This window comes from Streptomyces sp. NPDC047014 (assembly GCF_040644195.1).
Lineage (GTDB): Bacteria > Actinomycetota > Actinomycetes > Streptomycetales > Streptomycetaceae > Streptomyces.
The window spans coordinates 221,668-242,827 of the sequence record NZ_JBEYVX010000002.1; the positions used below are offsets into that span (position 1 = coordinate 221,668).

Annotated in this window: 14 protein-coding genes and 1 pseudogene; 14 read left to right on the top strand and 1 reads right to left on the bottom strand. The window is 74.0% G+C overall.

Annotation, left to right across the window (positions count from 1 at the left end; translation table 11 throughout):
* Positions 1 to 397: 397 nt before the first annotated feature.
* From ssd to ABZ873_RS02290, 7 genes and pseudogenes are all read left to right on the top strand, one after another.
* Positions 398 to 1,573 (top strand): septum site-determining protein Ssd, encoded by a 1,176-nt coding sequence (gene ssd / locus ABZ873_RS02260; RefSeq protein WP_360864101.1) that lies wholly within the window; start codon positions 398 to 400, stop codon positions 1,571 to 1,573.
* The gene (locus ABZ873_RS02265) at positions 1,570 to 2,718 is read left to right on the top strand and encodes a TadA family conjugal transfer-associated ATPase (RefSeq protein WP_360863996.1); all 1,149 of its coding nucleotides are present in this window, start codon (positions 1,570 to 1,572) and stop codon (positions 2,716 to 2,718) included. The genes ssd and ABZ873_RS02265 overlap by 4 nt, the downstream gene beginning before the upstream one ends.
* Positions 2,715 to 3,599, top strand: a complete 885-nt coding sequence (locus tag ABZ873_RS02270) for a type II secretion system F family protein (RefSeq protein ID WP_360863997.1) — start codon at positions 2,715 to 2,717, stop codon at positions 3,597 to 3,599. Before ABZ873_RS02265 ends, ABZ873_RS02270 begins: the two co-directional genes overlap by 4 nt.
* On the top strand, positions 3,599 to 4,375 hold the full coding sequence (locus ABZ873_RS02275) for a type II secretion system F family protein (RefSeq protein ID WP_360863999.1): 777 nt from the start codon (positions 3,599 to 3,601) through the stop codon (positions 4,373 to 4,375). Before ABZ873_RS02270 ends, ABZ873_RS02275 begins: the two co-directional genes overlap by 1 nt.
* Positions 4,376 to 4,422: 47 nt before the next feature.
* Positions 4,423 to 4,620, top strand: coding sequence for a DUF4244 domain-containing protein (locus tag ABZ873_RS02280; RefSeq protein WP_360864001.1), 198 nt, complete (start codon positions 4,423 to 4,425; stop codon positions 4,618 to 4,620).
* Positions 4,607 to 4,993, top strand: coding sequence for a TadE family type IV pilus minor pilin (locus tag ABZ873_RS02285; RefSeq protein ID WP_360864002.1), 387 nt, complete (start codon positions 4,607 to 4,609; stop codon positions 4,991 to 4,993). The genes ABZ873_RS02280 and ABZ873_RS02285 overlap by 14 nt, the downstream gene beginning before the upstream one ends.
* A pseudogene (locus ABZ873_RS02290) lies at positions 4,990 to 5,298 on the top strand (Rv3654c family TadE-like protein); the annotation flags it as partial. The gene ABZ873_RS02285 and the pseudogene ABZ873_RS02290, both read left to right, overlap by 4 nt.
* A 450-nt stretch (positions 5,299 to 5,748) precedes the next feature.
* Here ABZ873_RS02290 and ABZ873_RS02295 read toward each other — a convergent pair.
* A complete protein-coding gene (locus tag ABZ873_RS02295; protein WP_360864004.1) occupies positions 5,749 to 8,214 on the bottom strand; it encodes a DEAD/DEAH box helicase in 2,466 nt (821 codons plus the stop codon).
* Between the two features lie 81 nt (positions 8,215 to 8,295).
* Between ABZ873_RS02295 and bldG the strand changes: the two genes are divergently transcribed.
* The 7 genes from bldG to tmk all read left to right on the top strand — a co-directional run bounded on the left by bldG (position 8,296) and on the right by tmk (position 21,150).
* Positions 8,296 to 8,637, top strand: coding sequence for an anti-sigma factor antagonist BldG (gene bldG / locus ABZ873_RS02300; protein ID WP_008743037.1), 342 nt, complete (start codon positions 8,296 to 8,298; stop codon positions 8,635 to 8,637).
* Between the two features lie 124 nt (positions 8,638 to 8,761).
* A complete protein-coding gene (locus tag ABZ873_RS02305) occupies positions 8,762 to 9,199 on the top strand; it encodes an ATP-binding protein (protein ID WP_360864005.1) in 438 nt (145 codons plus the stop codon).
* 258 nt (positions 9,200 to 9,457) lie between these two features.
* Complete coding sequence (locus ABZ873_RS02310; RefSeq protein ID WP_360864013.1) at positions 9,458 to 11,860, top strand: sodium-translocating pyrophosphatase; 2,403 nt, start codon at positions 9,458 to 9,460, stop codon at positions 11,858 to 11,860.
* 182 nt (positions 11,861 to 12,042) lie between these two features.
* The gene (locus tag ABZ873_RS02315; protein WP_360864015.1) at positions 12,043 to 12,609 is read left to right on the top strand and encodes a small secreted protein; all 567 of its coding nucleotides are present in this window, start codon (positions 12,043 to 12,045) and stop codon (positions 12,607 to 12,609) included.
* 107 nt (positions 12,610 to 12,716) lie between these two features.
* Positions 12,717 to 14,246: a methyltransferase gene (locus ABZ873_RS02320; RefSeq protein ID WP_360864017.1), complete on the top strand. Its 1,530-nt coding sequence runs from the start codon at positions 12,717 to 12,719 to the stop codon at positions 14,244 to 14,246.
* A gap of 612 nt (positions 14,247 to 14,858) precedes the next feature.
* Complete coding sequence (topA, locus tag ABZ873_RS02325) at positions 14,859 to 17,672, top strand: type I DNA topoisomerase (RefSeq protein WP_360864019.1); 2,814 nt, start codon at positions 14,859 to 14,861, stop codon at positions 17,670 to 17,672.
* Positions 17,673 to 17,847: 175 nt separating this feature from the next.
* A complete protein-coding gene (tmk, locus tag ABZ873_RS02330) occupies positions 17,848 to 21,150 on the top strand; it encodes a dTMP kinase (protein ID WP_360864021.1) in 3,303 nt (1,100 codons plus the stop codon).
* The last annotated feature ends 10 nt before the right edge of the window (positions 21,151 to 21,160 follow it).

Here is a 21,160-nt window from a genome sequence, read left to right on the forward strand (position 1 = left end):
ACCCCCGCTCTCCCCCCCGGCGGGGGTCGTCGCATGTCCGGACGCGGTTCGCGTCCCTGCCGACGGCCCTGAGTGACCATCTCCGGCTCCTTCCTCTTCTGCGGAGCCCGCGTGTCGCGTGGCCCTCACCATCTCAGACTCGTCACGGAGCGTAGTTGTTCCGCCTCGCTCCGGAACTCACCTGTGTGAGTGACCGGGTTATTCACAATCGATGGGTTGTCCACAGTTATCGAGCAAGATCCACTTGTTTTTCCCGATCGCTGCATCGTGATTCGAGCCGCGAAGTCCGCGGCGCTGGATTAGCGGCGAGAAGGGGGCGGAGATCGTGGCTCGATCGAAGTCGTGCGAAACACCGAAGACCGTGGCGACCGGAAGGCCCGCGGAGCCTGACGCGGGGATCGGGGGTGCGCCGGGTGGCGCGACCGCCGGAGGGCGGCCACTGATCCTCACCGAGGATCCGCTGCTGCTCGACGACCTGTTGAGGCTGTGCGCGGCGGCGGGCGCCGAGCCCTACGTCCACCACGGCGTGCCGGAGCCGGGCGGCACGGCCGAGGAAGCGGAGGCCGGTCCCGGTGGTGGGGTGGTGGGTGATGCGTTGCTCCCAAGTCCCTTGCCTCGCAGTCAAGTTGGCTGGGATTCGGCGCCGCTCGTCCTCGTCGGGGACGACGCGGCGGGGCGGGTGCGTGGCGCACCACGCAGGCCCGGGGTCTTCCTCGTCGGCCGGGACCTGGACGACCCCCAGGTGTGGCAGCGGGCCGTGGAGATCGGCGCCGAGGAGGTGCTGCGTCTGCCCGACGCCGAGAACCGCCTCGTCGACCGCATCGCCGATGTCGTGGAGGGCGCCGGGCGACCCGCCCTCGCCGTCGGGGTGATCGGCGGCAGCGGCGGCGCGGGAGCTTCCACCCTCGCCTGCGCCCTCGCCGTGAGGGCGGCCCGCGCCGGGGAGCGGACCATCCTCGTCGACGGCGATCCCCTGGGCGGCGGCATGGATGTGCTGCTCGGCGGCGAGAGCGCCGAAGGGCTGCGCTGGCCCGACTTCGCCGCCTCCCGGGGCCGCGTCGGGGCCGGGGCGCTGGAGGAGTCCCTGCCCGAGCTGCATGCCCTGCGGGTGCTCAGCTGGGACCGGGGCGACCGGATGGCCGTACCGCCCGCGGCGACCCGGTCGGTGCTCGCCGCGGCACGCCGCCGGGGCGGTGTCGTGGTGGTCGACCTCCCGCGGCGGGTGGACGAAGCCGTGGCCGAGGTGCTGGCGCAGCTCGACCTGGTGCTGATGGTCGTCCCGGGCGATCTGCGGGCCGTGGCCGCCGCGGGCCGGGTGGCCGCCGGTGTACGGATGGTGGCGCGGGATGTGCGCGTCGTCGTCCGGGGGCGCTGCCCGGGCGGACTCGAACCGGAGGCGGTGGCCGGGCTGCTGGGCGCGCCGCTCGCTGGTGAGGTGCCGGTCGAGGTGGGGCTGCCGGGGCGCGTGGCAGAGGGGGAGACCCCGGGGGCGCAGGGGCGGGGCGCGCTGGCCCGCTTCTGCGACGGCTTCTGGCAGCGGGCCCTCGGCGCCGCTCAGGGGGTGCCGGCATGAGCGCGGTACTGCTGGACGCGGTGCGCCGGCGACTGGCCGAGAGCGGTGCGGAACCGACCCCGGCGCGGGTGGCGGCGGCCTTACGCGCCCAGGGCAGGCTGCTGGGCGACGCGGAAGTCCTCGGGGTTGCCGCCGAGTTGCGCTCCGAACTGGTCGGGGCGGGTCCTCTGGAGCCACTGCTCGCCGATCCACGGGTCACCGATGTGCTGGTGGCGGCCCCCGACCGGGTGTGGGTGGACCGCGGCGGAGGGCTGGAGCTCACCGGGGTGACCTTCGCCGACGCCGAGGCGGTGCGCAGGCTCGCGCAACGGCTGGCCGCGGTCGCCGGGCGGCGGCTCGACGACGCCCGGCCCTGGGTGGACGCCCGTATGCCGGACGGTACCCGGCTGCACGCGGTGCTGCCGCCGGTCTCGGTCGGCTCGGCCTGCCTCTCCCTGCGGGTGGTGCGGCCGCGGGCGTTCACCCTGGAGGAGCTGGTCGCGGCGGGCACCCTGCCGCCCGGCGGGCACCGGCTGCTGCGCGACATGGTCGAGGCCCGGCTGTCGTTCCTCGTCTCCGGCGGGACCGGCACCGGCAAGACCACCTTGCTCAGCGCCCTGCTGGGGCTGGTCGGGCCGGGGGAGCGGATCGTCCTGGCTGAGGATTCGGCCGAGCTGCGCCCCGACCATCCGCATGTCGTACGGCTGGAGACCCGCCCGGCGAACCAGGAGGGGGCGGGCCTGGTCACCCTGGCCGACCTCGTCCGGCAGGCGTTGCGGATGCGGCCCGACCGGCTGGTCGTCGGGGAGGTGCGGGGCGCGGAGGTGGCCGACCTCCTCGCGGCGCTGAACACCGGCCACGAGGGCGGATGCGGCACGGTCCATGCGAATGCCGCCGCCCATGTCCCGGCCCGGCTGGAGGCATTGGGGACGGCCGCCGGGCTGGACCGGGGCGCTCTGCACAGCCAGTTGGCGGCCGCGCTCACCTTGGTACTGCATCTGGTGCGGGACCGGGAGGGCAGGCGCCGCGTCGCCGAGGTGCATGTGCTGGAGCGGGACGCCGCCGGGCTGGTGGTCACCGTACCGGCGCTGAGCTGGTCGGCCCGGGGCTTCGTGCGGGAGCAGGGGTGGGAGCGGCTGCGCCCGTTGCTGCGGGGTGCGCGGTGAACGGGGCGGCGGCGCTGCCGCTCCCGCTGTTCGCCGGGGTGCTGTGCGCGGCCGGCGCCGCCTGGGGGCTGGCCGGGGGCGACCGGGTGACCCGGCGGGCGCGGCTGGTGCTCGCCGGGGGCGGGGCACTGGCTGCCTCCGGGCCGCCGCGTGCGGACCGGCTGCTGGGCGCCCTGCGGGTACGGGCGGCGCGGTGGCGGGAGTGGGCCTGCCTGGGGGCCGGGGTGGTGCTCGCGGTGCTGGGCGGCTCGGTGCTGCCCCTGCTGCTGGGAGGGGCCGCGGTGCCACTCGTACGGCGGTGGCTGCGGGTACGGGAGCGGGAGCGGGCCCGTGCGGCGCGGGCGGCCGAGGTGGCGGCCCTGTGCGGGGCGGCAGTGGGCGAGCTGCGGGCCGGAGCACAACCCGGGCAGGCGCTGACGGCGGCGATACGGCGCACGGCCGCCGGGCCCGGTGGGCCCGGCGCGGAGGCGGCGGGGGTCCTGGCCGCGGCGGCGTTCGGCGGCGATGTGCCCGGGGCGCTGCGCCAGGCGGCCCGGGAGCCGGGAGCGGAGGGGCTGGCCGGGATGGCCGCCTGCTGGCGGGTGTCGGTGGACGGCGGTGCGGGGCTGGCCGCCGGGCTGGAGCGGCTGGAGGGAGCGCTGCGGGCCGAGCGGGACCGGCAGGAGTCGCTGCGGGCCCAGCTGGCGGGCGCGAGGTCGACCGTGCTGGTGCTGGCGCTGCTGCCCGTCGTGGGCCTGCTGATCGGCACCGGGCTGGGGGCGGATCCGCTGCGGGTCCTGCTGCACACCCCGATGGGCTGGGGCTGTCTGGTGGCGGGCGGAGTGCTGGAGGCGCTGGGGCTGCTGTGGTGCCGGCGGATCGTCGGGGCGGGGGAGCGGTGATGGGCGGGTACGTCGTCCACAGGCTGGGGATGGTCCTGTGCCTCGCGGCGGCCGGGCTGTGGGCGCTGTCCGTCGTGGCGGCTCGGATCAGGGCGCGGGCCGCCCGGCGCAGGGTCGCGGCCCTGCTCGGGGCGGCGCCAGGAGCGCGCCGGCCGGTGCTCGGCCCGAGGGTGCGGAGCGCGGGGGTGCGGTGGGCCGGGCCGGCGGGGGCGCTGGTGGCGGGCTGGGTGCTCCTCGGCGGGGTGCCGGGTGTGGCGGTCGGCCTGGCGGCGGCGCTCGCGGTGCGGCGGTGGCAGGCCAGGCCCCGGCCACCGGCCGGGGTGGACGAGAAGGAGGCGGAGCGTCAGCTGCCCTTCGCGGCGGACCTGTTGGCCGCGTGCCTCGCGGCCGGTGCGGGGCCCGTGGAGGCCGCCGAGGTGGTGGGCGAGTCGCTGGGCGGCCCGGTGGGCGAGCGGCTGGCGAGTGCGGGGGCGGAGCTGCGGCTCGGCGGCGAACCGGGCGCCGGGTGGGGGAGGCTCGCGGAGATACCGGGCGCCCGGCCCCTCGCGGAGTGCCTGGAGCGGGCCGCGCGGACGGGTGCGCCCGCGGCGGAGCCCATGTCCCGCCTCGCGTCGGGGCTGCGGGAGGACCGGGCCCGCCGGGCGGGCGCCCGGGCCCAGCGGGCGGCGGTCCTCGTCACCGCCCCGGTGGGGCTCTGTTTCCTCCCCGCATTTCTTTCGATCGGGGTCGCCCCGGTGGTCATCGGTATGGCCTCGGGACTTCTCTCAGGCACCTGAAGTCGCATTGACAACACATCAAGAACGGAAATCCACAGGAGGTTGCCATGAGGATCATCTGGTTTCGGGTACGGGACGCGCTGCGCGGTCGCGGAGGCGACGCGGGGATGTCCACCTCGGAATACGCCATGGGCACCATCGCGGCCTGCGCATTCGCGGCCGTTCTCTACAAGGTGGTGACGAGTGACGTCGTCGCTACGGCGCTCCAGTCGACCATCGGGAAGGCACTCGATGTGCCGTTCTGACGGGAAGTCGTGGCGGGTCCGGGGAAAGGGCGACCGGGGATATGTGACGGCGGAGGCGGCCCTGGTCATTCCGGCACTGGTGCTCTTCGCCGCGCTGCTGGTGTGGGCGCTCATGGCGGCCGCCGCGCAGATCCGGTGCGTGGACGCGGCGCGGGCCGGTGCACGGGCCGTGGCCCGGTCGGAAGCGACCGGGGTGGCGGAGGCGGCGGTGCGGGCGGCGGCCCCGGAGGGGGCGCGGGTCGAGCTGGAGCGGACGGGCGACCTCTGGCGGGTCCGGGTGGCAGCCCCGGCACCGGGGCCGGCGGGGCTGCCGGTACGGCTGGGCGCGCAGGCGGTGGCCCTGGCCGAGGACAGCGTGGGGCCGCCGTCATGAGCCGGGACCAGGGCTCCGCCACGGTCTGGGCGGCGCTGGCGGCGACGGTGCTGGGGGCGGTGTTCGGCGGGGTGCTGCTGCTCGGGCAGGCCGTGGTGGCCCGCCACCGGGCGGCGGCCGCCGCGGACCTGGCGGCCCTCGCGGCGGCGGCCACCTGGGCGCACGGCCCGGAAACGGCCTGCGCCACGGCGCGGCGCGTGGCCCGCGCCCAACAGGCTGAGCTCACGTTGTGCCACCTGGGCGGCGAAGTCGCCGAGATCACGGCCAGAGCCACATCGGGCCCCTTCGCTCCCGCGATACGAGCCCGCGCGGGCCCACCCCTCCCGAGGGACCCGTCGGAGCCACCGGCGGGTCCGCCGGGCACCGGGGAGGCTTCGGGCCGACCTGGCGGCCCGCCACGCCCGACGGCACCCGCCGACCCGCCCACGGGGAAACCGGGCGCGGGTAAGGCCCTGGGCCCGCCCGCGCCGGACTCCGGCGGCGCCTCGGGCTCGCCGGGCCCACCACGCCCCGGGGAAGCTCCAGACCGCCTGCTGGACACCCGGGAGGCTCCCGCCCGCCCCGACCGGGGGCACGGGGACCGGCCCCGCCCGGACCGGGGGCACGGGGACCGGTCGTGCCAGGGGCACGAGTACGGGCCCCGCCCGGACCGCGCCTGGACGCCACGAACACGCCCGGACCGGGGCTGGACGCCACGAACACGCCCGGACCGGGCCTGGAGGGCACCTATGTCGCACGGCGCCGGGCCCAGCGCCTCAGGGGGCTGTGGCCCTCGGGGCCGCCGACAGGAGGCGGGTCAGGAGGCGGACCGCGCCGCGTTTGTGGAGGGGGTCGTTGCCGTTGCCGCACTTCGGGGACTGGATGCAGGAAGGGCAGCCGGCCTCGCACTCGCAGGCGGCGATGGCGTCGCGGGTGGCCGTCAGCCAGGCGTGGGCCGTCTGGAAGGCGCGCTCCGCGAAGCCGGCGCCGCCGGGGTGGCCGTCGTAGACGAAGACCGTCGGGAGGAGGGTGTCGGGGTGCAGCGGCACGGAGACGCCGCCGATGTCCCAGCGGTCGCACGTGGCGAACAGCGGGAGCATGCCGATGGAGGCGTGTTCGGCGGCGTGCAGGGCGCCGCCGAGGATCTCCGGGCTGATCCGGGCCTCGTCGAGCTGGTCCTCGGTGACCGTCCACCACACGGCCCTCGTCCGCAGGGTGCGGGGCGGCAGGTCCAGCTTCGCCTCGCCCAGCACCTCGCCGGTGATCAGCTTGCGGCGCAGATAGGAGACGACCTGGTTGGTGACCTCGACGGAGCCGAAGCAGAGCCGGGCCGAGCCCCAGGGGATCTCGGTCTCGGTCTCCAGGACGGAGATGGAGGTGGTGTCGCGGGCGGTGGTGGAGAAGGGCGGGTCCGCCGCCTCCACGAGGGCGGCGGAGCCCTCCAGGTCCAGGTGCCGCACGAGATAGGTGCGGCCCTGGTGGAGGTGGACGGCGCCCTCGTGGACGGCGGTGTGCGCGGCCGATTCGTCGACCGTGCCCAGCAGTCGGCCCGTCGACTCCTCGACGATCTGCACCGGGCGGCCTCCGCCGCCCCGGATGTCGGTCAGGTCCGAGGCCCGCTCCCGGCGGGTCCAGTGCCAGCCGGTCGTGCGGCGGCGCAGCAGCCTCGCCGTTTCGAGTTGGGGGAGCAGTTCTCCGGTCGCCGGGCCGAAGAGTTCCAGATCCGCTTCCGTCAGCGGCAGTTCCTCGGCCGCCGCGCAGAGGTGGGGGGCGAGGACGTACGGGTTGTCGGGGTCCAGGACGGTGGCCTCCACCGGCTGGCGGAACAGCGCCTCTGGATGGTGGACGAGATACGTGTCCAGCGGATCGTCCCGGGCGACCAGTACGGCCAGGGCGCCCTGCCCCGAGCGCCCGGCGCGGCCCGCCTGCTGCCACAGGGAGGCTCGGGTGCCCGGGTAGCCGGTGATCAGTACGGCGTCCAGGCCCGAGACGTCCACGCCCAGCTCCAGGGCGGTCGTGGCGGCCAGGCCCAGCAGCTCGCCCGAGTGCAGGGCGCGCTCCAGGGCCCGGCGCTCCTCCGGCAGATAGCCGCCCCGGTAGGCCGCGACCCGCCGGGGCAGGGACCGGTCCACCTCGGCGAGCCGTTCCTGGGTGATCACGGAGATCAGCTCGGCGCCGCGCCGGGAGCGCACGAAGGCCACCGTACGGATGCCCTGGACGACCAGGTCGGTCAGCAGGTCGGCGGTCTCCGCCGTGGCCGTGCGGCGCACGGGGGCGCCCCGCTCACCCCGCAGCTCGGTGAGCAGCGGCGGCTCCCAGAGGGCGAAGACCACCTCGCCGCGCGGGGAGGCGTCGTCGGTGATCTCCGTCACCTGTACGCCGGTGAGCCGGGAGGCGGCGGCGGCCGGATCGCTGGCGGTGGCGGAGGCGAGCAGGAAGACCGGGTCGGAGCCGTAGCGGGCGCACAGCCGCCGCAGCCGGCGCAGGACCTGGGCCACGTGGGAGCCGAAGACACCGCGGTAGGTGTGGCACTCGTCGATCACGACATAGCGCAGCGCGCGCAGGAAGGAGGACCAGCGGGGGTGGGCGGGGAGGATCCCGCGGTGCAGCATGTCCGGGTTGGTCAGGACGTAGTTCGCGTACTGGCGCACCCATTCGCGTTCCTCGAAGGGGGTGTCCCCGTCGTAGGCGGCGGCGCGGACGGCGTTGCCCAGCGGGGCGGCCAGGTCCCGTACGGCGCGCCGCTGGTCGGCGGCCAGGGCCTTGGTGGGGGACAGGTACAGGGCGGTCGCGCCCCGGCCGTTGGACGCCTCCGCGCCGTCCACGAGGGCCGAGAGCACGGGCGCCAGATACGCGAGGGACTTGCCCGAGGCGGTGCCCGTGGCCACGACCACGGACTCTCCGTCCAGGGCGAGCTCGGCTGCCGCGGCCTGGTGTTCCCACGGATGGCCGATCCCGGCCGCCTGGATCGCGGCCACGACATCCGTCCGGATGCGATCAGGCCAGACTGCATGACGACCCGCCCGAGGGGGCAAGTGCTCCGTATGGGTGATGCGCGCAGACCGGAAAGGCCCCCGTGACAGGCGGTCCAGGACCGTTCCGGGGGTGGGTCGTGAGTCCGCGGGTGCCGTGGGCCGACCGGGACCTTGAGTGTTGGCCATCGGAACCGAGTGTGTCACCGGCGTGCGGGACAATGGTCCGAAGGCGTCGTGCGCGCCTGCCGGTAAGTGATTGAATGCCATCGCGGCAGCCAATCCCTCACCTACCTTCGGGTGGGGAGGCCCCTGGGGGGCGCCGCTCGATAGCAAGGTGCTGGAGGATCCGTGGACCTGTCCCTGTCGACTCGCACTGTCGGCGACCGTACGGTCGTGGAGGTCGGTGGCGAGATTGATGTGTATACCGCGCCCAAGCTGCGCGAGCAGTTGGTCGAGTTGGTGAATGACGGCAGCTACCACCTGGTCGTCGACATGGAGCGAGTGGACTTTCTCGACTCCACCGGACTCGGTGTGCTGGTGGGAGGTCTCAAGCGCGTCCGCGCGCACGAGGGGTCGCTCCGCCTGGTGTGCAACCAGGAGCGCATCCTCAAGATCTTCCGCATCACCGGTCTGACCAAGGTGTTCCCGATCCACACCACGGTGGAAGACGCCGTCAACGCCACCGACTGACGGCTCCTCGCCCGGTCTCCGGCGGCCTTCGGGCGGTCGGGCGCCGGCGAGGAGAGCAGGGGTACCCGGGCCATGCGGGCCCGGGCCCCTGGCACAGCACGCCCGTAGTCCGAGGGGGATGCGCATGGCCACCGTTGAACTGCGCTTCAGCGCCCAGCCCGAACACGTCCGGACGGCCCGCCTGGTCGCGGCCGCCGTGGCGCGCAGGGCCGGTGTGGAGGAAGCCGTCCTCGACGAGGTCCGCCTCGCCGTGGGCGAAGCCTGTTCACGTGCCGTCGGACTCCACCGCGGCATCGGGCTGACCGCGCCCGTCCGCGTGGTGCTGACCGAGGAGGACAAGACGTTCTCCATCGAGGTCGGCGACGAGGTGCCCATGGCGGGCGCCGGTACGGGCGAGGCGTCGGCCGGCGGCGCCGCCGCGGACTCCGACGTCGACACCGAGGACGAGATGGGCCTCGCGGTGATCAGCGGGCTCGTCGACGACCTCGAGGTGACCAGTGGGGAATCGGGCGGGACCATCCGGATGAGCTGGCCCGTCTCCGGATCCTCCGATCTTCCTTAGGGATCACCCACGGAGGATTACGTCCTATCTTCCGATCTTAATCAAGGCCCTGCTGAGCAGGGCCTTTTTTGATTTCCCCGGAGCGGCGACCGTCCGCCAATGGCTTTACCCCATTACTGCTTTCGAGGGTAATGGAGTGACCCGTTCGATTGCTGGGGAGCAAGACCACGCCAATTGCGTTTCCTGCACACTGTTTTGATCGGGGTGCGCTCCTTACAATCCGTCCACATCTTGAGCTCATCACGTCAAGGAGGACGAATGACGGGGCTCTTCACCCCTTTGGCGCCGGGTCGCACCGCCGATCTGGCATCCGCAGTACTCACCGATGACAATCGGCTCATCGTGATGGTCATCGCGGCCGTGGCGATCGCCGCGCTCGTCGTCGCGCAGATCCTGGTCCGCCAGGTCCTCGCCGCCGACGAGGGGACCGACAGCATGAAGCAGATCGCCGCCGCCGTCCAGGAAGGCGCCAACGCCTACCTCGGCCGGCAGCTGCGCACCCTCGGCATCTTCGCCGTCGTGGTCTTCTTCCTGCTCTTCCTGCTCCCCGCCGACGACTGGTCCCAGCGGGCGGGCCGCTCCGCCTTCTTCCTCGTCGGCGCGCTCTTCTCGGCCGCCACCGGCTACATCGGCATGCGCCTCGCGGTCCGCGCCAACGTCCGCGTCGCCGCCGCCGCGCGCGAGGCCACCCCGGCCGAGGGGGAGCCCGCCAAGGACCTCACCGAGGTCTCCCACAAGGCGATGCGGATCGCCTTCCGCACCGGTGGCGTCGTCGGCATGTTCACCGTCGGCCTCGGCCTCCTCGGCGCCTCCTGCGTGGTACTGGTCTACGCCGCCGACGCGCCCAAGGTGCTGGAGGGCTTCGGCCTCGGCGCCGCCCTGATCGCGATGTTCATGCGGGTCGGCGGCGGCATCTTCACCAAGGCCGCCGACGTCGGCGCCGACCTGGTCGGCAAGGTCGAGCAGGGCATTCCGGAGGACGACCCGCGCAATGCCGCGACCATCGCCGACAACGTGGGCGACAACGTCGGGGACTGCGCCGGAATGGCGGCCGACCTCTTCGAGTCCTACGCCGTCACCCTCGTGGCCGCGCTGATCCTCGGCAAGGCCGCCTTCGGCGACCTGGGCCTCGCCTTCCCGCTGATCGTCCCCGCCATCGGCGTGATCACCGCCATGATCGGCATCTTCGCGGTCTCCCCGCGCCGCAGCGACCGCAGCGGCATGACCGCGATCAACCGCGGCTTCTTCATCTCCGCCGTGATCTCCCTGGTGCTCGTCGGGATCGCCGTCTACGCCTACCTGCCCGCCACCTACGGGGAGCTCGTCGGCGTCGACAACCCGGCGATCAGCACCCACTCCGGCGACCCCCGCGTCCTGGCCGTCGTCGCCGTCGCCATCGGCATCGTGCTGGCCGCCCTGATCCAGCAGCTGACCGGCTACTTCACCGAGACCACCCGCCGTCCCGTCCGCGACATCGGCAAGTCCTCCCTGACCGGCGCGGCCACCGTCGTCCTCGCCGGCATCTCCATCGGCCTGGAGTCCGCCGTCTACACGGCCCTGCTCATCGGCCTCGGCGTCTACGGCGCGTTCCTGCTCGGCGGTACGTCGATCATGCTCGCGCTGTTCGCGGTGGCCCTGGCCGGCACCGGCCTGCTCACCACCGTCGGCGTCATCGTCGCCATGGACACCTTCGGTCCCGTCTCCGACAACGCCCAGGGCATCGCCGAGATGTCCGGCGACGTCGAGGGCGCCGGCGCGCAGGTCCTGACCGACCTGGACGCCGTCGGCAACACCACCAAGGCCATCACCAAGGGCATCGCCATCGCCACGGCCGTGCTCGCCGCGGCCGCGCTGTTCGGCTCGTACAGCGACGCGATCGCGACCGCGGTCAAGGAGGTCGGTGCCAAGGCCGGGGAGATGAACCTCAGCCTGGACATCGCCCAGCCCAACAACCTGGTCGGGCTGATCCTCGGCGCGGCCGTGGTGTTCCTGTTCTCCGGCCTCGCGATCAACGCGGTCTCGCGTTCCGCGGGCGCCGTGGTCTACGAGGTGCGCCGGCAGTTCCGGGAGCACCCCGGGATCATGGACTACACCGAGAAGCCCGAGTACGGGCGCGTCGTCGACATCTGCACCAAGGACGCGCTGCGCGAGCTCGCCACACCCGGCCTGCTCGCCGTCCTGACCCCGATCGCCGTGGGCTTCACCCTCGGTGTCGGCGCCCTCGGCTCCTTCCTCGCGGGTGCCATCGGCACCGGCACGCTGATGGCGGTGTTCCTCGCGAACTCCGGCGGCGCGTGGGACAACGCGAAAAAGCTGGTGGAGGACGGCCACCACGGCGGCAAGGGCAGCGAGGCCCATGAGGCGGTCGTCATCGGCGACACCGTCGGCGACCCGTTCAAGGACACGGCCGGTCCCGCCATCAACCCGCTGCTCAAGGTGATGAACCTGGTGGCCCTGCTGATCGCACCCGCCGTCGTGCAGTTCAGCTACGGCCCGGACAGCAGCGCGACGGTGCGCGCGATCGTCGCCGTCCTCGCGATCGGTGTGATCATCGGCACGGTCTACATCTCCAAGCGCCGCGGCATCGCCGTCGGCGACGACCCCGACGGCGGGGCGGCCGAACGGGTGGCCCAGTCCCCCGGCCCCGCCACGGTCACCTGACCGAGGCCCTGCGGAGCGGGCCGCTGCCGGGCCGGTGGTACGGGGCCGGCGGTACGGGGCCGGCGGTGCGCCCGAACGGCGGACGGGCGGCGCGGACCGACGCGCCGCCCGTCCGCCTTTGCGCATGGCCCCGGGGGAGCCGTGTATCTTCCGGGCCGAGAGCCTTCGAAGGGACCAATCCGGTGAACAAGAAGCTTGCGGCCGCCTTGTCGGGCGGTGCGGTGCTGATGCTCGTCCTGTCCGGCTGCGGCGGGGACGACGGCGACGAGAAGGCGAACGCCTGGGCCAAGAAGGTCTGCGACCAGTGGCAGCCCGAACTCAAGAAGATCGAGACGGCCAACGCCGACATCAAGCGGGTGGCGACGGAGAGCGTCAAGTCCGACGAGGTCAAGCAGACCGACTCGGCGGCGTTCGCCACGATGTCCGAGTCCTACAAGACGATGGGCTCGGCCCTCCAGCAGGCGGGCGTCCCGCCGGTCAAGGACGGCGCCTCGACCCAGGCGGCCGCGGTCAAGGGCTTCGAGGACACCTCCAAGGGCTACGCCGACCTCAAGGCGAAGATGGACGCCCTCGACCCCGCGGACAAGACCAAGTTCGCCGACGGCCTCAAGGAGGTCGCCGGCGGCCTCAAGACGGCCACGCAGGGCGGTCAGGACGCGCTGACCACGCTCAACTCGGGCGGTCTGGACAAGGCCATCAGCGGCCAGAAGGGCTGCCAGGTCGCCGCGCCCACCTCGGCCTCCGAGTAGCCGCACGCCAGGGCGGCCGGGCTCCCGCGAGGGGGCCGGGGCCGCCCTTCGGCGCATCCGGGCCCGGGTTGATCGGCAGGACGGCCCCCAGCGGACACAATGGACGCGTGAGTACCACCAGCCTCCCCACGCCCGAACACGCCGCCGAACTCCGCAGCGCCCTGCTGGCCGCCGGTTTCACCGCCGACGGGCTGCTCGACCTGCTCGGCGCCCCCGCCTACGCCGCCCTGGCCCGCAGCGAGACGGTGCCCGCCCTGCGCGCCACCCGGGCCGGCGGCGACGGCCCGCTCGCGAGCCTGGTCCGGCTGTTCCTGCTCCAGCAGCCCCTGCCGTACGCGGACGCCGAGCGCGCGCTGCCCGTCGGGGCGGCCCTGGCCGACGGCTGGCTGCGGCGCGAGGAGGGCGCCGAGGGCGGGGACACCGTACGGGCCACCGTCGACGTGCGTCCGTACGGCGGTCCGGACGGGGAGGACTGGTTCATCGTCTCCGACCTCGGCTGCGCCGTCGGCGGGGCCGGCGGGATCGGCAGCCGCGAGGAGGGCGTGGTCCTCGGCGTCGGCGGTGCCTCCACCACCCTGGCCGGGATCACCGTCCGCACCCCGGTCGGCTCCGCGCTCGACGTCGGCACCGGATCCGGCATCCAGGCGCTGCACGCCGCGCAGCACGCCACCCGCGTCACCGCCACCGACGTCAACCCCAGGGCACTGGAATTCACCCGTCTGACGCTCGCACTCTCCGGGGCGCAGGAGGCCGAGCTGCTCACCGGCTCCCTCTTCGAGCCGGTCGGAGAGGCCACGTACGACCTGATCGTGTCGAACCCGCCCTTCGTGATCTCCCCCGGCGCCCGGCTGACGTACCGGGACGGCGGCATGGGCGGCGACGACCTGTGCCGGACGCTGGTGCAGCAGGCGGGGGACCGGCTCAACCCGGGCGGCTACGCGCAGTTCCTCGGCAACTGGCAGCACGTCGAGGGCGAGGACTGGCGCGACCGGCTCCGCTCCTGGGTGCCGCGCGGCTGCGACGCCTGGATCGTGCAGCGCGATGTGCAGGACGTCACCCAGTACGCGGAGCTGTGGCTGCGCGACGCGGGGGACCACCGCACCGACCCCGCCGAGTACGCCCGCCGGTACGAGGACTGGCTCGACGAGTTCGAGGCGCGCAAGACCAGGTCCGTCGGCTTCGGGTGGATCACCTTGCGCCGGACGGACGCCGCCGAGCCCTCGATCGTGATCGAGGAGTGGCCGCACTCGGTGGAGCAGCCGCTCGGCGATGCCGTCCTGGCCCACTTCGCCCGCCAGGACTACCTGCGCGCACACGATGACGCGGCCCTGCTGGAGGCCCATTTCGTGCTCGCGACGGAGGTGGTCCAGGAGCAGGTCGGCGCGCCCGGCGCGGAGGACCCGGAGCATGTCGTGCTGCGCCAGAGCCGCGGGATGATGCGCGCCACCAAGGTCGACACGGTCGGCGCGGGCTTCGCCGGGGTGTGTGACGGGTCACTGAGCGCGGGCCGGATCCTCGACGCGATCGCGCAGCTGATGCAGGAGGACGCCGTCGTCCTGCGGGACCGGACCCCGGAGGCCATCCGGATGCTGGTGGAGCAGGGCTTCCTGGAGCCGGTGGCACGCCCGGAGCGCTAGGCGCGGATCGCCGCGGCCCCTGACCGGCGCCGGGATGTAACCCGCGGTTCGCCCGCCGTATCCCGGGGTCCGGCAGGCTGCCGCACAGCGGGGATCCGGGGGGAGCCCGCGGGCGGCCCGGGGGATCGGGGTGCGGCACGGAAGGCGGTACGTCGCTCCTCGCGACGGCCGTGTTCCCGCTGTTCGTGGCCGCTCGCAGCCCGGACGGGAGCGCGCGCCGGCCACCGTGCGCCGGTGGTGGAGGGCGCGCGCCCCGTCGGGCCCGCCGTGGCGCCGCGCCGTGCGATGCGGCGCCCCCGCCCTACGGGATGTGGCGGCGCGCACGTCCAAGCCGCGACGGCGGGGTCCCGCGCCGGGCGCGCCGGCTGTCGCGGCGGGAAAAGACGACGTCGGAGGGGGTGCGGAGGCGCGGCCAGACGGCCCTCCGGCCACCCGGCCCGGTGACCGGGAGGGGTCCGGCGCGGCATCCGGGCGGCAGAAACGGCACTTGTCGGGTTACCGTTCGAGTGGCCGTTGCGGGCTTGTGCCGTTTGACACGGGGGCGGGTTGTACCGTCACACTCCGCAGCGTCGCCGTACTGCGACCGAGTGCCGACCGGAGAGAAGAGCCAAGTTGTCCCCGACTAGCGAGACCGCAAAGGGCGGCCGCCGACTCGTCATCGTCGAGTCCCCTGCCAAGGCGAAGACGATCAAGGGCTACCTCGGCCCGGGATACGTCGTCGAGGCGAGCGTCGGGCACATCCGCGACCTCCCGAACGGCGCGGCCGAGGTTCCCGACAAGTACACGGGCGAGGTCCGCCGCCTCGGTGTGGACGTCGAGCACGACTTCCAGCCGATCTACGTCGTCAACGCCGACAAGAAGGCCCAGGTCCGCAAGCTCAAGGAGCTGCTGGCCGAGTCCGACGAACTCTTCCTCGCCACCGATGAGGACCGCGAGGGCGAAGCCATCGCGTGGCACCTGCAGGAAGTCCTCAAGCCCAAGGTCCCCGTCCACCGGATGGTCTTCCACGAGATCACCAAGGACGCGATCCGCGACGCCGTCGCCAACCCGCGCGAGCTGAACCAGCGCATGGTCGACGCCCAGGAGACCCGCCGCATCCTCGACCGCCTCTACGGCTACGAGGTCTCGCCGGTCCTGTGGAAGAAGGTCATGCCGCGCCTGTCGGCCGGCCGCGTCCAGTCCGTGGCCACCCGCCTCGTCGTCGAGCGGGAGCGCGAGCGCATCGCCTTCCGCTCCGCCGAGTACTGGGACCTGACCGGAACCTTCGCCACCGGCCGCGCCGGGGACCCGTCCGACCCGTCCTCGCTGGTCGCCCGCCTGAACACGGTGGACGGCAAGCGCGTCGCGCAGGGCCGTGACTTCGGCGCGAACGGGCAGCTCAAGAGCGAGGTGCTGCACCTCGACGAGGCGAACGCCCGCGCGCTGGCCGCCGCACTCTCGGACACCGCGTTCGCCGTCCGCTCGGTCGAGTCCAAGCCGTACCGCCGGTCCCCGTACGCCCCGTTCCGTACGACGACGCTCCAGCAGGAAGCCTCGCGCAAGCTCGGTTTCGGGGCGAAGGCGACCATGCAGGTGGCGCAGAAGCTGTACGAGAACGGCTTCATCACCTACATGCGTACGGACTCCACCACGCTCTCCGACACGGCCGTGTCGGCCGCGCGGGCGCAGGTCACGCAGCTGTACGGCGCCGACTACCTGCCGGAGAAGCCGCGCGTCTACGCGGGCAAGGTCAAGAACGCGCAGGAGGCGCACGAGGCGATCCGGCCCTCGGGTGATCGTTTCCGCACCCCGGCCGAGACGGGCCTGACCGGCGACCAGTTCCGGCTGTACGAGCTGATCTGGAAGCGGACCGTCGCCTCCCAGATGAAGGACGCGACCGGCAACAGCGTCACCGTGAAGATCGGCGGCCGTGCCTCCGACGGTCGCGACGCAGAGTTCAGCGCCTCCGGCAAGACGATCACCTTCCACGGCTTCATGAAGGCGTACGTCGAGGGCGCGGACGACCCGAACGCCGAGCTCGACGACCGCGAGCGGCGCCTGCCGCAGGTCGCGGAGGGCGACGCGCTGGCCGCCGAGGAGATCACGGCGGACGGGCACGCGACCAAGCCGCCGGCCCGCTACACCGAGGCATCGCTGGTCAAGGAGCTGGAGGAGCGCGAGATCGGCCGCCCGTCGACCTACGCGTCGATCATCGGCACCATCCTCGACCGCGGCTACGTCTTCAAGAAGGGCACGGCGCTCGTGCCGTCCTTCCTGTCCTTCGCCGTGGTGAACCTGCTGGAGAAGCACTTCGGGCGGCTCGTCGACTACGACTTCACCGCGAAGATGGAGGACGACCTCGACCGCATCGCGCGGGGCGAGGCCCAGTCCGTGCCGTGGCTCAAGCGCTTCTACTTCGGCTCCGAGGACGCCACCGAGGTCGTGCCCGCGGGCGGCGACCACCTGGGCGGCCTGAAGGAGCTGGTCACGGACCTCGGCGCGATCGACGCCCGGGAGATCTCCTCCTTCCCGGTCGGCGAGGGCATCGTGCTGCGGGTCGGCCGCTACGGACCGTACGTGGAGCGCGGTGAGAAGGACGCCGAGGGCCACCAGCGGGCCGACATCCCCGACGACATGGCTCCCGACGAGCTGACGGTCGCGTACGCGGAGGAGCTGTTCGCGAAGCCGAGCGGGGAGTTCCAGCTCGGCAAGGACCCCGTCAGCGGCAACGAGATCGTCGCCAAGGACGGCCGCTACGGGCCGTACGTGACGGAGATCCTGCCCGAGGGCACGCCGAAGACCGGCAAGAACGCGGTCAAGCCGCGCACCGCCTCGCTCTTCAAGACGATGAGCCTGGACACGGTCACCCTCGACGACGCCCTCAAGCTGATGTCGCTGCCGCGCGTCGTCGGCGCGGACGCGGAGGGCGTGGAGATCACGGCCCAGAACGGCCGCTACGGCCCGTACCTCAAGAAGGGCACGGACTCGCGGTCGCTGGAGACCGAGGACCAGCTCTTCACGATCACCCTCGACGAGGCCCTGGCCATCTACGCGCAGCCCAAGCAGCGCGGCCGGGCGGCGGCCAAGCCGCCGCTCAAGGAGCTGGGCACGGACCCGGTCAGCGAGAAGCCCGTGGTCGTCAAGGACGGCCGCTTCGGGCCCTACGTGACGGACGGCGAGACGAACGCGACCCTGCGCCGGGACGACGACGTCGAGACGATCACGCCGGAGCGCGGCTACGAGCTGCTCGCCGAGAAGCGGGCGAAGGCCCCGGCCAAGAAGACGGCGAAGAAGGCCGTCAAGAAGGCTCCGGCGAAGAAGGCGCCCGCCAAGAAGGCGACGGCGGCGACGAAGACCGCCGCGGCGAAGAAGACGACGGCCAAGAAGACGACGACCGCGAAGAAGACCGCGGCGAAGAAGACGGCGGCCTCCGCGTCCGACGAGTGACCGGCCAAGCCAGCCTCGCCGGCGTTTGAGGCGCGGGGTCCGGGGTCGGAGCCCCCGAACCCCGCACTGCCGGCGGGGCGGGTCCGGGCCGCCCCCGGGAAGGTGGGTGCGGGGTCACACCCCGCCTCGTCCACAGCCCTCCGCACCCGCCAAGCGCAGCGGATAGGCTGGGCGGATGACGCGAGCCGAGCAGCCGGCGGTCGTGACCGCCCCGGCGAACCCCACCTACGACGAAGCCCTAGCCGCGGATTCCCGTGAGCGTGCGGTGCGCGCGCTGCTGCGCACTCCCAGGCTGCGGCGGCTGTGGAGCGCCCAGCTGGTGAGCGGCATCGGAGATGCCCTCGCCCTGCTGGTGCTGGTGCTGCTGGCCCTTCAGGCGGCCGTCTCCGAAGGGGCCTTCGGCGGCGGCTACCGCGGAGCGGCCCTCACCGTCGCCGTCGTGTTCGGCGTCCGGATCCTCGCCACCCTCCTCTTCGGCGCCGTCCTGCTCGGCCCGCTGGCCGGGCTCCTCGGCGCCGAGGGCAAGCTGGACCGCCGCTGGACGATGATCGGCGCCGACGGCATCCGCCTCGCGCTCTTCGTCGTCGCCCCGCTGTGGCTCGACTGGATCCCGGCCCACGCGCTCACCGCGCTGCTGGCCACCGTCTTCGTCGCGGGCGCCGCCGAGCGGCTGTGGACGCTGGCCAAGGAGAGCGCGGCGCCCGCCCTGCTGCCCGCGCCGCCGCCGGAGGGAGCCACCGTACGGCCGCTGCCGGACCATATGGATGCCCTGCGGCGGCTGACCCTGCGCACCTCCTTCGCGGCACTGCCCGTGGCCGCGGCCGTGCTGCTCGCCGCGACCCTGGTCGGCAAGGCGCTCGGGCTCGGCGTGGACTGGTTCGCCGCGAACCAGGCCGCCCTCGGCTCGTACGTGGCCTCCGGCCTGTTCGCCGCGTCGGTGTCGCTGCTGCTCCCGCTGGTGCTGCCGACGGGGACGACCCCGCGGCCGCGCTCCCCGCTGGAGGGCCTGCGCGCCCCCAAGGCCGGGGACCGCCCGGACAAGGGGCGTACGGGGGCCGTTCCGCTGCTCGTGCTGAGCTGCGCCGCCGTCGCCGGAGCGGTGGCCTGCGCCGTCGCCGTATCGGTCCTGCACGCCTTCGACCTCGGCGGGGGCCCGGCGGCGTACGCGCTGTTCGTCCTCGCGCTGGTCGGTGGTACCGCCGCCGGGATCCGCGTCAACCAGGCCGGCAAGGTGCTGCCCGGCCTGTCCCGGCGCCGGCAGCTCGCCCTCGCCATCGCGGTGACCGGTGTCGCGCTGCTGCTGACCGGGCTGGTGCCCGACACGGCGACCGTCCTGTTCCTCTCGCTGCTCGCCGGCCTCGCCGCGGGCGTCGCGGCCAACACCGGGCACACCCTGCTGGACCAGGAGACCGAGGAGTTCCGCCGGGCCCGGGTCACCGAGCACCTGCAGGCCGCCGTCCGGGTGGCCGTGGCCGTCGGCGCCCTCGCCGCGCCGCTGCTGGCCGCCGCGATCGGGCCGCACCGGCTGACCGGCGCCGAGGTCGTCTTCTCGCACGGCGGCGCCGCCTTCACGCTGATGCTGGTCGGCGCGCTGCTGCTGCCCGTCGCCGTCGTGGTGCTCATCAAGGCCGACGACCGCGGCGGTGTCCCGCTGCGGCGGGACCTGCGCGACGCGCTGCGCGGCGGCGAGCCCGCCCAGGCGCCCGCCGCGACCGGCTTCTTCATCGCCCTGGAGGGCGGCGACGGAGCCGGCAAGTCCACCCAGGTGAAGGCCCTCGCCGACTGGATACGGGGCAAGGGCCACGAGGTCGTCGTGACGCGCGAGCCGGGGGCCACCCCCGTCGGCAAGCGGCTGCGTTCGATCCTCCTCGACGTCTCCTCGGCCGGGCTGTCGAACCGCGCCGAGGCCCTGCTGTACGCCGCGGACCGCGCGGAGCACGTGGACACGGTGGTGCGCCCGGCCCTGGAGCGCGGCGCCGTCGTCATCTCCGACCGCTACATCGACTCCTCGGTGGCCTACCAGGGCGCCGGCCGCGACCTGTCCCCGACGGAGATCGCCCGGATCTCGCGCTGGGCCACCGACGGGCTCGTACCGCACCTGACCGTGCTGCTCGACGTATCGCCGGAGGCGGCGCGGGAGCGGTTCACGGAGGCGCCGGACCGGCTGGAGTCGGAGCCCGCGGAATTCCACCAGCGGGTGCGCTCCGGCTTCCTGACCCTGGCCGCGGCCGACCCCGGCCGCTACCTCGTGGTCGACGCGGGGCAGGACCCCGACTCGGTGACCACCGTCGTACGCCACCGGCTGGACCGGATGCTTCCGCTCTCGGAGGCGGAGGTGGCCGCCCAGGCGGAGGCCCGCCGTCTCGCCGAGGAGGAGGCGCGGCGCAAGGCCGAGGAAGAGGCCGCGCGCAAGGCGGAGGAGGAGCGGCTGCGGGCCGAGGAAGAGGCACGCAAGGCCCGCGAGGCGGAGGAGGCCCGGCGCAAGGCCGAGGAGGAGGCCGCCCGCCGGGCGGAGGAGGAGCGGCTGCGCGCCGAGGAGGAGGCCCGCGCCCGGGCCGAGGCCGAGCGGCTGCGGATCGAGGCCGAGGAGAAGGCGCGCGCGGCGGAGGCCGAGCGGCTGCGCAAGCAGGCCGAGGAGGAGGCCCGGCTGCGGGCCGAGGCCGAGGAGCGGCGGCGGGAGAAGCAGCGGCGGGCCGAGGAGGCCCTGGTGAAGGCCGAGGAGGCGCGGCGGCTGGTGGAGGCGCAGGCGGCGGAGGCGGCGGCCAAGGCGGCTGCTGCCGCGGCGGCTGCGGCTGAAGCGGCTGCGGCTGAGGCGGCGGCTGCTACCGCTCCTGCTCCTGCTTCTTCTGCTGCTCCTGCGGATTCACCGGCTCCCCGGGTGCCGATGACCAAGGAGCCGTATCCGGACGACGCGGTCACGGTGGAGACGCCGGTGGTGAAGCGGGTGCTGCGGCCGGACGATGTCACCGAGACCGTTCCGGTGCCGAAGGTGAAGCCGGAGCAGTCGGCGGATGCCTCTTCGGTGGAGGAGACCGCGGTGCTGCCGCCGGTCCGATCGGTGGACGAGACGGCGGTGCTGCCGCCGGTGCGTACGGACGACGCGCGGGGCGCGGACACCAGCACCGGCACCGGCTCGGGTTCGGGCTCGGGCTCGGGCTCGGGCTCGGGCGGCGAGGCCGGCTCCGGCAGCGGTGGTGGGTACCGCTCGGCCACGCGGCCGACGGCCCAGCGCCCCGCCGAGGACCCGGCCGACCGGGTGCCCTCGGGCCTCTTCCGCGACTCCGGCAACGACCGGACGCGGGAGCTGCCCGTCCTCGACGAGGACGGCCGGCCGCGCCGCCCCCGCCCGGACTGGGCGGAGGAGACCCCGCTGGACGACCTGCCCACGCTGGCCGACGAACTGCTGGGACGCCGGGACGACGCGGACGGCGAGGACGACGGCGACGAGGACGGGCGCCGGCCCCGCCGCCGTCGCTGACGCGGGCGCG